Origin of the sequence: Bacillus sp. JJ1773, assembly GCF_036962035.1 — a bacterium.
Classification (GTDB): domain Bacteria; phylum Bacillota; class Bacilli; order Bacillales; family Cytobacillaceae; genus Cytobacillus.
The window spans coordinates 1-13,525 of sequence record NZ_JBALNX010000069.1 but is presented as its reverse complement, the minus strand read 5'-3'; the positions used below and the strand labels follow the sequence as shown (position 1 = coordinate 13,525).

Annotated in this window: 12 protein-coding genes; 3 read left to right on the top strand and 9 right to left on the bottom strand. The window is 37.9% G+C overall.

What is annotated here, in order from left to right; all coding sequences use genetic code 11:
* The first annotated feature begins 249 nt into the window (after positions 1 to 249).
* Positions 250 to 795, top strand: a complete 546-nt coding sequence (locus V7127_RS19760) for a helix-turn-helix domain-containing protein (protein ID WP_335488855.1) — start codon at positions 250 to 252, stop codon at positions 793 to 795.
* Positions 796 to 1,007: 212 nt separating this feature from the next.
* Here V7127_RS19760 and V7127_RS19755 read toward each other — a convergent pair whose 3' ends face one another.
* Positions 1,008 to 2,240, bottom strand: a complete 1,233-nt coding sequence (locus tag V7127_RS19755) for a MalY/PatB family protein (RefSeq protein ID WP_335488852.1) — start codon at positions 2,238 to 2,240, stop codon at positions 1,008 to 1,010.
* Between the two features lie 467 nt (positions 2,241 to 2,707).
* Between V7127_RS19755 and V7127_RS19750 the strand changes: the two genes are divergently transcribed.
* Positions 2,708 to 3,973 (top strand): MFS transporter, encoded by a 1,266-nt coding sequence (locus V7127_RS19750; RefSeq protein ID WP_335488849.1) that lies wholly within the window; start codon positions 2,708 to 2,710, stop codon positions 3,971 to 3,973.
* A gap of 346 nt (positions 3,974 to 4,319) precedes the next feature.
* Here the strand turns inward: V7127_RS19750 and V7127_RS19745 are convergent, their stop codons facing one another.
* The 7 genes from V7127_RS19745 to V7127_RS19715 all read right to left on the bottom strand — a co-directional run bounded on the left by V7127_RS19745 (position 4,320) and on the right by V7127_RS19715 (position 11,671).
* Positions 4,320 to 5,369 carry a 2,3-butanediol dehydrogenase gene (locus tag V7127_RS19745; protein ID WP_335347354.1) on the bottom strand — a complete coding sequence of 350 codons (1,050 nt, stop codon included), beginning with the start codon at positions 5,367 to 5,369 and terminating at the stop codon, positions 4,320 to 4,322.
* Positions 5,370 to 5,628: 259 nt separating this feature from the next.
* Positions 5,629 to 7,434 carry a sigma-54-dependent Fis family transcriptional regulator gene (locus V7127_RS19740; protein ID WP_335488846.1) on the bottom strand — a complete coding sequence of 602 codons (1,806 nt, stop codon included), beginning with the start codon at positions 7,432 to 7,434 and terminating at the stop codon, positions 5,629 to 5,631.
* A gap of 307 nt (positions 7,435 to 7,741) precedes the next feature.
* Positions 7,742 to 8,482: a sulfite exporter TauE/SafE family protein gene (locus V7127_RS19735; RefSeq protein ID WP_438824042.1), complete on the bottom strand. Its 741-nt coding sequence runs from the start codon at positions 8,480 to 8,482 to the stop codon at positions 7,742 to 7,744.
* A gap of 105 nt (positions 8,483 to 8,587) precedes the next feature.
* The gene (locus V7127_RS25950) at positions 8,588 to 8,788 is read right to left on the bottom strand and encodes a hypothetical protein (protein ID WP_438824041.1); all 201 of its coding nucleotides are present in this window, start codon (positions 8,786 to 8,788) and stop codon (positions 8,588 to 8,590) included.
* Between the two features lie 358 nt (positions 8,789 to 9,146).
* The gene (locus V7127_RS19725) at positions 9,147 to 9,566 is read right to left on the bottom strand and encodes a hypothetical protein (RefSeq protein WP_335488841.1); all 420 of its coding nucleotides are present in this window, start codon (positions 9,564 to 9,566) and stop codon (positions 9,147 to 9,149) included.
* The gene (locus tag V7127_RS19720; protein WP_335488837.1) at positions 9,550 to 10,791 is read right to left on the bottom strand and encodes a replicative DNA helicase; all 1,242 of its coding nucleotides are present in this window, start codon (positions 10,789 to 10,791) and stop codon (positions 9,550 to 9,552) included. The genes V7127_RS19725 and V7127_RS19720 overlap by 17 nt, the downstream gene beginning before the upstream one ends.
* Before the next feature lies 1 nt (position 10,792).
* Entirely contained in the window at positions 10,793 to 11,671 is an 879-nt protein-coding gene (locus V7127_RS19715; protein WP_335488834.1) for a DnaD domain-containing protein, read from the bottom strand.
* A 366-nt stretch (positions 11,672 to 12,037) separates the two neighbouring features.
* Between V7127_RS19715 and V7127_RS19710 the strand changes: the two genes are divergently transcribed.
* Positions 12,038 to 12,472, top strand: coding sequence for a hypothetical protein (locus tag V7127_RS19710; protein ID WP_335488831.1), 435 nt, complete (start codon positions 12,038 to 12,040; stop codon positions 12,470 to 12,472).
* Positions 12,473 to 12,488: 16 nt separating this feature from the next.
* Here the strand turns inward: V7127_RS19710 and V7127_RS19705 are convergent, their stop codons facing one another.
* Complete coding sequence (locus tag V7127_RS19705; RefSeq protein WP_335347346.1) at positions 12,489 to 12,872, bottom strand: hypothetical protein; 384 nt, start codon at positions 12,870 to 12,872, stop codon at positions 12,489 to 12,491.
* Positions 12,873 to 13,525: the final 653 nt, after the last annotated feature.

The window sequence follows — 13,525 nt, the reverse complement described above, 5'->3', positions numbered from 1 at the left end:
ACAGTTAATAGAGTTCATAAATTTTAGCTTTTGTGTTATGCTCCTTTTGATTAGAAAGTTGGACAAGATTACCAAATCTAATTGTAAGGAATTTTATTATACTTTCTTCGACCTAAAATCAACAAATTCACCATTTAGATATATTAATTTTATATTGAATGAAAAACGAATGAAATTTTAATATAACATCTTAGTAAATAATTTTTCCAGAATGGCAAGCTTGATTAATGTTAGACAAGGAGTGGGGAAGTGAACGATTTAATTGGAGTAAAAATAAAGAGTTTACGAAAAGAGCGAAAGTTAACATTAAAACAAATAGCCGATCAAACTAATCTTTCAATCAGCTTTTTATCTCAAGTGGAACGCTCAAAATCATCAATAACGCTTGAATCATTGAAAAAAATTTCTGAAGCACTTGGAGTCAATCCGAGCCACTTCTTTTCAGATTCTGATAGGAAAGCTACACCAACTGTTATGAGAAACATAATAAATAAGACGAACACCTTACATAGCCAATTTTTTTATAGGGATTTAGTGGGAAACATTGAAAATCCACTATTTAATCCTATATTAGTATTGCTTAATCCAGGCGCTAATAGAGAGGATTCTTATTCACACTCGGGGCAAGAATTTCTTTACGTTCTAGAAGGGAAACTTACTATCCTTATTGACAAAGAGGAATATGATCTGAAACCCTTTGATTGTATTTTCCTAGATTCAACAACTCCCCACAATTGGATGAATAAAACAAATTCGATTGTAAAATTCCTTTGCATTTCAAGTATTCCTGTTTAAGTTCCAACAGGTTAGTTAGACATATCTATGGTTGCTGCGAATCTTTCTGAACTTAGTTGATCATCTTTAAATTAACTATCCTAAGTTTTAATGAACAATCCAGGTATTACTTTCTTATTTAAAACAAACAATAACCATCAAAAGTTGATTTAACAACATTTGATGGTTATTTGTCTTTTATTTTTTTCTATAAAAAATGGGAACATAATCTATTAATCTTGGCCCACCAAACAATCTGATTTCATATCGCTTTCCTTTTTCAACACTTCACATATTCTTTTTAGTCCCTCTTCTAAAACAGATCGTGGACATGCCAGGTTAAGGCGAATATAACCGTCTGAATTGTCGACAAACATATTCCCGCCTTCCAGAAGCACCCCTGCATTGTTGGCAAAGTATAATGGAAAGTTTTCTTCGTTGGGCAGATATGATTTAATATTCACCCATGCCAGATAAGTGGACTCAGGAATCCGAAATTCAGCTTCAGGTAAATGTTGTTCTAAATATTGTTTGGTAAAAGCAAAATTGTCATCTAGATAGTTTTTTAATTGTTTGAGCCATTCATGACCGTGCTCGTAGGCTGCCTGCGTCGCTGCAATGCTCAGCGGGTTTTCAAAATCGTAGTGGCGGGCCTTCCACACCGCTCTGATTTCATCATTAGGAATGATGACATTCGAGAACATTAACCCAGCCAAATTAAAGGTTTTGCTTGTTGCCATACAAGTGATAATCCTATCTGTTTGCGGGAAGACTTTTGCCAGTGGGGTATGAACAACTCCATTTCTAAGCAAATCGCAATGAATTTCATCCGAAATTATCCACAAATTATTTTCAAGACAAATGTCGCCAAATTTCTTTAACTCTTCTGGAGTCCACACACGACCAGATGGATTGTGGGGATTACAGAAAATGCATAATGTTACTTTTTCATCGCTCGCTTTTGCTTCTAAATCATCAAAATCCATCGTGTAATAACCCTGTTGATTCACTAGATCAGAGGTTACTAATTCAATATTACTGAAATCCGCAGCATGTTTGAAATAGGCATAAGACGGTGTAACGATTAATACCTTCTCGTCTGGTTTGCAGATATATTCAACCAACTCATACAAAGCAGGTATAATTCCAGGCGAAGTCACCAAGTGCTCTTGTTCGAAGGTCCAGTTGTAATGCTGTTTCGTCCAATTGGAGAAAGCAAGATAATAGTTTGGATCAAATACCTTGCTATAACCAAAAATCCGCTTATCCACTCGCTCTTTGACCGCTTCGATAATTTCAGGAGGAGCAGCAAACTCCATATCAGCTACCCACATACGAATAAATTCATCATCTTTATAAGGGAAAACCATGTCTTTTGTTGCTTTAAAAATATATTCTCTAAAGCCGTCTGTGTTCATTGCATTTGTCCCTTTACGATCAATTATTTCGTCAAAATTATAATTCATCTTTTTCCACTCCTTCTGGCATTCCTTAACCACTTTTTCTCTTAAAAGAATTTAGATTTTTTTGAAATTTACTTTATCTCATAATTCAAATTATTTCACTCATTGAAAAGCCTGTCTACAAAAATATGACTCGAACTTTTCTTACTAGTGCTTTCTTTAACTCGAATGACAATTTTAAACTTTGTAATTTTAAGGAAATCAAATTAAAATATTTAATTAGGAAGCCTAAACTAATTTGGTATCTGCCTTTGAATATCTTAAACTTAGAGTAGATGTGACTCGCGTCTTGGAGCGCCCGTACGAGAAATGCTCCTATGAAGGGTTCATGACTCGCGTTTCGGAGCACCCGTGTGAAAAACGCTCACTATGAAAGGTTCATGGGACTCGTTTTGTTGGACCTTTATGAAAAACCTCGCCATGAAGGGTTTGCTTAAGTATTTGCAAAAAAAATGAAATGGGAGTACAACATGAATAAAATTAAAGGTCTTTATTTCGGCTGGTATATTGTGATCGCTGCTTCGGTCATTGTGTTGCTTACAACTGGCTTGCGAATGGGCATCGGTCCCTTTGTCAATCCGATTATGGAGGATTTAAAGTTATCTCGCACGGAATTTTCGCTGATTGTTTCAGCTGGAATGATTGTTTATGGGATCGGCATGTTGCTAGCTGGAATTCTATTAAAAACTTTTCATACACGTTTTGTATTATTGATAGGATTAGCCATTGTATGTATTTCGATTGTATGGACGGTTAACTCCAACGGGATGCTTTCGTTTCTATTATCATTCGGTGTGTTCCTGTCGATTGGACTTTCTTTTTTAAGTAGTATTACGTTATCGCCCATTATTAGTAAATGGTTTGTCCGTCAGAGAGGGAAGGCACTTTTTTATTTAACGACCGGGGCAATGGCGGGGATTGCCGTAATGACGCCCGCTGAAACCTGGCTGATTGGTCTTGTCGGCTGGCAGAACACCCTCTTACTATTTGGAGGAATATTTATCATCCTTGTCCTTCCATCAGCCATTTTAATAATGAGGGAAGATGTTCCGGCTGGGGCTGACGGTATGGGAACCGCTGGCGAGAAAATTAGCCGGGAAGAACCAGCCATCACATTTAAGGATGCATTAATGACAAAGACATATTGGAAAATTATTTTTAGTTTATTTGCTTGTGGATTTGGGATGAATCTATTAGGTTCCCATGGGGTGCCGATGTTGATCGATCATCATTTTTCACCCATGACCGCTTCGTTTGGGATAGGGATGATCGGGATTGTTGCCATTATTGGCACATTGTTTTTAGCGCAGCTTGCGGACCGTTTTCCACGGAAAAATCTTTTATTTATCATCTATTTTGTTCGCGGACTTGGATTTTTCGCTCTCGTTTTATCGATGACTACCTGGCAGCTCTTTCTCGTTTCCTTTATTGGAGGGTTGGTATGGGCCGGTTCCGTTGCTATGTCCACAGCGATTTTAGGTGACTTATACGGAGTGCGGTTACTCGGAATGTTAAACGGATTCGCCTATTTTGTAGGGCATCAAATCGGTGCAGCCATCGGGTCATTCATGGGAGGCTGGGCATTCGAAGTGTTCGGAACTCATTTCATTTCGTTTGGTGCTGCAGGGATCCTTGCCATTCTTGCTAGTTTTGCATCCATTACATTGCCTAAAAGTCTATCATTCTCTCAAAAAATAAAAATGGGGGAAAAGCATAAAATAACAGTTGGACAATGAGTTGTCGTGTAATAAATTTGCATAAATAAGAATTTAGAGGCTAGATGAAAATCCTGGGAATTTGCTCAAAATATAAATCAAATCGATGGGCCATTTGAGCCTAGTCCATTACTATCTAATCTAATGGAAAAAGAAATTCACGGTGAGATTTCTTCAGAAGAAGTCGTGGAAAAATTAAACCTAGCATACAAGCAAGAGAATGAACATAAACGATCTATTTGATTAAGAATAGCACCTCCTAATATTAGACAGAGCTAAAATTAGGGGTGCCGTTCATATCATCTTTTTTTCATATTTAGAATCTTGATGCTAAATTTAATTCGAGGATAATCACCTTCTCAAACAACTATTCAGCTTTTACTAAGATTTTAATATGGTTTCTTTCTTTTAACAGACCTTCGAAGCCTTCATCAATTACTTCATCAAGCGTGATGCGTTTCGTTACGAGTTTATCTGCAGGGAAGTATCCTTGTGCCATTAAACTGATGACGGCTGGGAAAACATCACGATATCCGATAATCCCCGTTACTGAACGTTCCTTTAGAACGATATTTTGAGGATGAATGGATGCTTCCTTCTCAAAAATACTTACAATCATAGTTTCTCCGTTGAATTTCGTAGAGTTAATGGCTTGTGTTAAAACTGGCGGTACTCCAGTCACTTCAAATGAAACATGCACTCCACCATTTGTAAGCTGGTGGATTTGCTCTACAACGTCACCATTATTCGGATCAATCGCGATCGCGCCTAGTTCTTCTGCTTTTTGTCTGCGTTGTTCAGATAATTCAACTGCATAAATTTCTGCTGCACCCGCTGCTTTTAATGCTTCAATAACTAATAAACCGATTGGGCCCGTTCCAAAAACAGCTACTTTATCGCCGACTTGGACTTTACTTTGTTTAACAGCATGAAGAGCAACAGCTGATGGCTCCACGAGTGCCCCTTGTTCATAAGATACATTTTCCGGAAGCTTATGAATCATATGTTCTGGCACAGAAGTGAATTCAGAAAATCCGCCTCCGCCTCCTGCCAGGCCATAGAATCCCATTTTCGAGCAAAGATTATATTTTCCTTGTTTACAAGCTTCGCATTCTCCACAAGAATAAATTGGTTCTACTGCAACTCGGTCACCCACTTGTACCTTTGATACCCCTTCACCGACTTCAACAACTTGTCCAGAAAACTCATGTCCCATGACAATAGGAGCTTTATCACCCGTTAATGGATGTGGTGTTTCCGCTGGAATAAAAATAGGACCTGCGGTATATTCATGTAAATCACTACCACAAATTCCACACCACTCCACTTTAATTTTTACTTCCCCTTTTTTTGCTACCGGTTCATCAATATTGTCTAGTCTTAAATCTTTTGCGTTATGCCATCTTAATGCTTTCATTCAGCCCATCCCCTATCTTACGTCATTCTTTGGTGTATTTTTGCTACACACTTCTATAATGCAAATTTCGTGCCAACTTCAAAATTACTACATTGATATAGTTTCTAACTCCTTTTTTATAAAAAAATAAAGACAAAATGAAACAATTATTCTCAAGTTGTTTCATTTTGTCTCATATTGACCCGTTTTGTCTCAATGAAGTGGTACTCTAAGATATATCTATCGAAATAAAGAGATCCGGCTGATTCTATCTTTATGATTACAAATCATATTTTTTCATCTTTCGATATAAAGTGGCTCTCGATATTTGTAATTCCTTTGCTGCATTGGATACATGCCCCTTATATTTGATGAGTGCGTCTTTAATCTTGTTGATTTCTACTTCTTCTCTAAAGTTATTCACTTGTGTATAAGTATTTGTTAATGATATTTCATCCAAAGTTGATGTCAATTGTAACAATTCATCATCTGTAGGAACTTTATATGCATATAGTAGTTTGCATCGTTCGAGTGAATTTTTTAATTCACGAACATTCCCATGCCATTGACCCTTTGTAAAAATACTGATTAACCTTTTTCTCCAACGCGGAAACCATTGTTCTTTCAGAAAAAAGTTTTCTATTAAACTTTTTATATCTTCTTTTCTTTCGCGTAATGGAGGAATGGTCATAGGATACACGTAAATTCGATAAAAAAAGTCTTCTCTCATTTTTCCTTGTTTCACTAAATCTCTTATATCGATATTGGCCGCTGTAATGAGACGGACATTTACCTTCCTGACATCTGTACCACCTAAACGCGTTAACTCTTTTTGCTGAAGAACTCTCAATAAAGCTTTTTGCATCGATTGAGAAATATCGCCAATCTCATCAAGAAACAGAGTACCACCGTCTGCTTGTTCAAATTTACCTTTGAAGCCTTTTTTATTAGCTCCTGTAAAGGCACCTGGTTCATAACCAAAAAGTTCACTTTCTAACAACTGTTCAGGAATAGCAGCACAATTTACCTTAACAATAGGACCTGTTGAACGATGACTATTATGATGAATGGCCTCTGCAATTATTTCTTTTCCCACACCTGTTTCACCAAGTATATGAACAGGAGCTTCTGTGGGAGCCACTTTTTCTACTTCTTTTAACAGATCGTGATATTTTTTACTTACTCCTTTAACTCCATCAAATCTCAAAGGTATGGTTTGTTCTTCTTCCTCCATAATCGGAATGCGGTAACCAATCACTCTATTTTCTTTTAAGATGGGAATAAGTGTATTTGATAGGTTTAAATCTTCTTTATCTACTTCTGTAAGCGATAAACCTATCAAACCTTGATAATTAGGAATGAGTTGAGGCGATAAAGCACAAATGGTTTTATCCCATGAACATATAATAGAAAGAGTATCTGAATAGAAGTCATACTTTGATAACCATTCAATATCTTCTTGCACTGTCTTTCTCCAAGCCAATGAAATGGTGTCAGCAGCTAACTGCACTGACGATAATACATAATGAACATTACTAGGAGGAGTCATGCTTGAAATATTGAGCACCCCTAACAGTTCTTGATTTTGATTTAGAATCGGAGCGGCAAAGCAGTTCCAAGATTGAGAGGCTCTAGCAAAATGCTCATAGCCATTAACGTTTATCGGTTTTAGCCATCTCTTTACCAACCCAATCGCATTTGTACCTACTTCCTCCTCAATCCATGTTACTCCCTCTTTAAAGGAAATACGCTCTGCTGCATTTACAATGGAACTTTCACCCGCTCTATACAAAATACATCCGTCAGAGTCCGTTAAAATGGTTACATAATTGGAAGCCTTTAAAAATCTTTGTAATTGTGGAAGAGTCTGTTTCGTCAAACTGATCAATAGTTGATTCTCTTTCATTTTTTTTTCAAAGTCTTCTCTATTTAAAATTTTCGTGGCAACTCCATCATACGGATTTACGTTATGTTGTCTACATAATTGCCAAGACTGGAGAATTTCATATGACAAATTTCGTTCATCGATAGACCCTTCTTGTACAAAACTCATCCAAGTTTGCTTTGTCACCACTGCACTAGTCATTCAAGAAAAACCTCCTAAAGAGCAATACCTTTAGTTCTAGTATTTTAGATTCAATATCCATACTCTCTTGTATTAATTATGACATAATTTGGGTAGTTTTTCTTCTGTTCCTGATTAGGTAATTGCAACCATCCTTAACTTAGTATTCTCTAAAGCTTATAAACTGACAAACTATATATCTCCCTTCTATGACTATGGGATTTTTCATATTCCTGCCTCTTTCCGATTGAATGTAGCAAATCCCCTAACTTAGTAAAACCTACCTGACTATGAGACTAACACCATAGCCAAAATAAATCGCATTTTATTAGCCCAAGAGGAGTAAAAGCCCAGCTACTGCGGGCGTTGAAATCATCGATATTTTTAAAACTGATTTTGGGGCAAAGTTGGTGAATTTCGCGCCAATATAGGCACCAGTCATCGAACCGACTAATATTTGTATAAGAAGAATCACATCAACATATCCGCCCGTACTAAATCCAAGGCTGCCGCCAATCGCGATTGGAAGCATGACCAGCATCGTGGTTCCGACGGAGTGACGGACTGATAATCCTAAAAAGATCATTAATCCAAGCTGGATAAATGGTGCAGCTCCGATGCCGAAAGACCCTGCCATCAGACCGGAAAGCAGCCCCAGAGTAATTGCTCGAATCCAAAATCCGTAATTATTTTCTGAAGCAGCTGAGGCCTCCTGCACGGCTGAAGGCTGTTTTAATAGAAATAATCGGAAAACGAGTAATATCGAACAAAAAATCAGTATGCCCCCAGTGAACCAATGCAATTGCGCAGTAGGGATAATCGCGGCAATCATCGAGCCAAAAAAGGCGCCAATGGCACCAAATGCCCCGACAACGATTCCCGCCTTTAACACGATATTGCCTTCGCGGTAATGACTGACCACACCTGACAGACAGGTAAATGCCATTGCCGCTAAAGATGTACCCAACGCCGTATGTATTGGGATATGAAACATCAATGTCAAAATCGCAATAATAAATCCAGCCCCGCCAGCCCCGATAAATCCTAACAGTATTCCTAAGATCAGCATCGTAAATATAATAGCCAAATGAAAACCCCTCTTCCGCCTATTTCTTCTTGTGTCCTCTATCCATAATAAAATCCCTTTTCATAATATATATTATTTGAATGAATTTCATATTTCCAATCCCTTGTCTCCCAAGCGTTTCAAGACATCGCCCCCAACTCCAGCGATGCAGCACATTTCAGCCACTCCTTCCAGGTCCATTTTGATGGCAATCATATTAGGCAGATTAGTCCGCCGATGAACATCCGGAACACGAACACACAATAGGGTAAATATGATTTTTTCACTAAAAAAACTCACTTCTCTCATTTGGAAAACCTACTTTACTCGTATCGTAAAGCAATTAACTACTACTTTCAAACTATTTTTAAAATTCCGTTAAATAAATCGCGATTTTGGCACAGTACAAAGAAAACGCGCACCATGAAAGTATCATAACGACCGTTTCTCGCACTTTCCTAAGAAAACACGTTTCATGAAGGGTTCATGACAACCATTTCTGGCATTTCCTCAGAAAACACGTTCCATGAAAGGTTCATGACGTCCGTTTCTCGCACTTTCCTCAGAAAACACGCTTCATGAAGGGTCCATGACAACCATTTCTGGCACTCTCCTAAGAAAACGCGTTCCATGAAAGGTTCATAACGGCCGTTTCTGGCACTTTCCTTCAGCAATACCCAACCAAACAAGGAAATTCCTTATGTTCCTTTTTCCATTCACGAAAACTTATAAAGCGATTAGCGATGAATACCTCTTCATCCGGAGCCATTTCACGACAATTCAATGCCCTTCGTCCCGTCGTTCGCCACAAATGTATTTTCGCTTCTTCTTCACTTTCAGCAAAAATAAAAGCCCATTTCCCCTCCCCCACCTTCAGTGCATACATATGAATCTCGCAAAAACGAAGATGATTGTTTTCAATCATGTTTGTCAATTTCTCCATATCAGGCTGAACTTCAAACAAAACAGAATCTTCATCATCCAATGAAATTTTCCCCTCTTGAATTAAGCAAAGAATGTAATGAGCAAGGACATGCTCCTCATAGCGAATGGCATCTTCATAAAGAGCTTCAATCGTTGGCATCATCCATTCTCCCTGTAAATTGATTATAGTTTACAAAAACAGTTCCGACTGGGCCATTGCGGTTTTTAGAGATAATCAGCTCCAGCTGTTTCTGGTCTGAGGCCAGATCATAGTACGTATCACGGTAGAGGAAAATAATGACGTCCGCATCTTGCTCGACACTTCCCGATTCACGGATGTCCGACATGAGAGGTCGTTTATTTTGCCTTTGCTCCACCGCTCGATTTAATTGGGCAAGCAAGAGAACGGGGCAGTTCATTTCCTTGGCGAGCATCTTCAATTCCCGAGAAATTTCCGTCACTTGCATGTGCATGTTTCCGCCATAATCCTGGTTTGGGCGAATTAACGTTAAATAATCAATCATGATGATCGGTTTTGGTTCAGGAAATTGATGAATCAGCTTTCTCGTTTTCGCCCTCATCTCAGCGATTGTTTGCCTGGCGCCGTCAAATATCTGCATATCTGTCTTGGATATACGCCCGATAATGTCCGTCCATTTTTCCTTTTGCTCCAAACTAAGACTTTGAAAAGGGTTTCGTAATTTGATGCGGTTGATCCCCCCTGTGGAGGCGATTAACCTTTGTACCAAGCTTTGAGTAGGCATCTCGAGTGAAAAAATAATGGGAAGATACCCATGCCAGCCAGCTTCTTTCGCAAAATGGAGCATCACATCTGTTTTTCCCATGGATGGCCTAGCAGCAATGACCGTCAGCTCCCCCGCTTGAAAACCATTCGTCATTTGATCCAAACGCTTAATCCCCGCAGGAATCCCTTTTGTTTGCTTCCCTTCCTGCCATGGTGCTTCATAAATATCAGCCAATGCTGTTGAAATGGACAAATGGTCATCCATTCTCGCTTCATCAATGAGATGTAACGTCTGAATCACTTGCTGGATTCCCCAGTCCTCCTCTTTTGCCCGTGTTAAAATATTTCTCTTCTCCCGCTCCTTCCATTGGTCAAGAAGGAGCTGCTCATATTCATCAAACTTTTTCGGATTGGCATACGATTGTAGATCGTAAAGATAGGAGATTCCTCCGAACGGTTCCATATCCACGGTTGTCGTGAGCGTAATGATGTCCACGCTCCTGCCTTTTTCATGCAAAAGACGCATTTCCCTATAAAGTGCTTGATGACGATGGTCTTCAAATTGTTCAGGCCTGATCACACTATTCCCTATGTAAAAATTCTCCTTCAGCATACAGCCAAGCAGCGCTTTTTCGACAGTCATGTCACTCCTCCCCCTCTGACGGATTATGCTGATAAATACTTGGTACATTGGGGCTCATTTCTGTCATAGCTGGACCCTTTTTCCGCTGTTCAAACTCCTTCTCCAACGCCCATACATCTTCCAGCGTGTTCACCCGTTCGTCACGCCACCTTTTCAAAATCCCATATGTATACCGCCAATTTCGTTTACCGACAGATAATGATATTTTCATAGCCTCTATCACAAGAAGTTCCCCAAATTCGTCTACAGAATCTCCAATCTCTTCTGTGATAAATGGCGATAGTACGCCAAAATTATGTTGATAAAAATCAAACACCTGATCACACCGACTACTTAGTAGTTGTTTTTCTTTTTCTTTTTCTTTTTGTTTTTCTTTTTGTCCCCGTATCGTGGACGTATCGTCCAGACTGTCATGATTCGATAGATCATCTGACTCGTTTTTAGACCATTCAAAAGAAGAATCAGCATATGATTCGAATAACTTCCTCATCTTGACATTTCGAATACGTTCCCCTACATACCCAATGAGTTGTAAGTCTTTTACCTTTTCTAATTCGCTTCTCACGCAATCCTCCACCGGTTTTCCGCCGCGAATAAAATTGAATTTCCCCCAATTCTTAACAGCGATTTCCCGAGTTTCCTGGTTATATTTCAAAAGTTTGTGCTTATTGATCAATCGCTCCAAGATACTTTGAATGGCCTCTTGCGAATACCCTGTATCAAAAGCCATTTGTCTTTTTGTTATCGTGTAAATCCCGATTTGCTTCGTATTTTTATTCGTCAACAAATAAAGAAACACATACTTATCCTCCGGAGTCATTTCCTCCACAACCTTCGGATCATCCCAAAATTGAGTGTAAACCACGCGATACCTTGCCATTATTACCATCCCTTTCTTGAGACTCTTTATAAATTCATTCACTTTTTATATATGGATGAAGTCGAAAAAAGGACAGGTTTTATCAAAAAAATAAATCAGAGCCGAAGCCCTGATTTGTTTCTGGAATTTAACTACGTTGGAGTCAGACTACCGGATGGGCTCTATGGCACCATAGTGTATCGACCTTTTTCGCCAGCCGTAGAAACAGTATAGACAGGGGAATCCATTTTCATTCTCTATGGTGAAGCGCTGATTTTTGCGCTTCATGGATGGCTAACGGGCAGTTTAGTTCAAGAAGAAGTGGTAAAATACAAATGAAATAATCATATTATTGGGACTTATTAAACAGAAATTACAAAAGAGGTTTTGGATAAAGTATTTTTCAAGGATGGAAGTCTAAGGGATATTTATATTGTTGACGTTGATTTAACCGATTGGCAAAAATTTTTTGATTGGATTCGCACTTCTCCTTGGGATATTGTTTATTACAAGGATGGACAAGAAACGGAGTATGAAGAAACCAATGATGCCCATTTTTTAAAAGATAATGACTACCATATTTTAATGTCTATTAACATTAATGGTGTTTTGATTAATTGCCATTTCTTTTCAGAAGATGAAATAGAATTTGATATTGATCCAAAAGAAGTTAAAAGTATAACTGTAGTTATTGCGGTATTTAAATTTATGAAAAGCCTATCAAAAATTCTAGATAAAGAAAGTATTCTTACTGGTGAAAACTCTCCTGAGTATCCATTGGTTACAGTTAAATCAGATGGAACAATTCATATCAATATTTAACTGGGTGCTTGTTCAACTAACGATTCAGTTTTTTTGCAGAGAAGTAAAGATTGATGTTCAACTTTATTACATACATCTTTATAAGATTACCTGTTTGTCCAAACAAATAATTTAAGTGAGAATATTTTAAATGTATCTTATTTGAAAGGAGGTCACCATATATGGGTGTAATACCTTGTTCTTCAACAATAACTACAGAAAGTGGAACAGTGATAATGACAACATTTTCTCCGCTTAATAACACATTTACAATTACTATAAATCCTAGTAGCCCCTTAGTCACATTCTGTATAGATTTACCTTGTGTATCTTTTGGAGATTTTACTTGTACAGATGGATTTGCTTGCGAAGGTATTTGTACTACTGCCCCAAGTGGCAATGGAATTGGAGCTAATCCCAATCAAACTACCGCTACACCATTGTCATTCACGTATACGTTTAACAGTAGCGTAACACTTACTGCAGGAACATCTTTTGCAAATTTCCTTTATAGTAATGGGACTTCAGATTCTAACGTGGAATTACCTTGTGCTCCTGTATGCTCTTAAGCCCCACTAAATTTAAATTAGACTTACTTGAGGGATGTCTATTATTTTGAAAATGCAAGTTTTATTAGAAAGTCACACGATAAATTAGTTCTTTGTTCATGTAACGGAGATCGGTAGTTTAATATAAATAACTAAACCTCGCCATCACTTGGCGGGGTTTAGTTATTTATAAAATCAACGACAAGCCTTAACAGATAGAAATAGATACATATTGACGTAATGAGAAAACAACCAAATTCACAATGCCGGTGGATTTATTTGAAAAAATGTCTAAGGAAAAAAAAACCGAGTTAATATTCACATGAAAAAATAGCTGGTTTTAAAGCTGGATGTGCAAAATAGCACATGAAATAAGTGTAAATTATCAGGCAAAGTGACAGGTCTTGAGTCCCCAAATCTTTTTTATTGCTGCTTTGTTTTCTTATAAGAATTATTTCTTAATTCTATCTTAGTCCATTCTTCTTTTGGAATGTCTCTATGTTTATAATCAACAACCTTAATATGG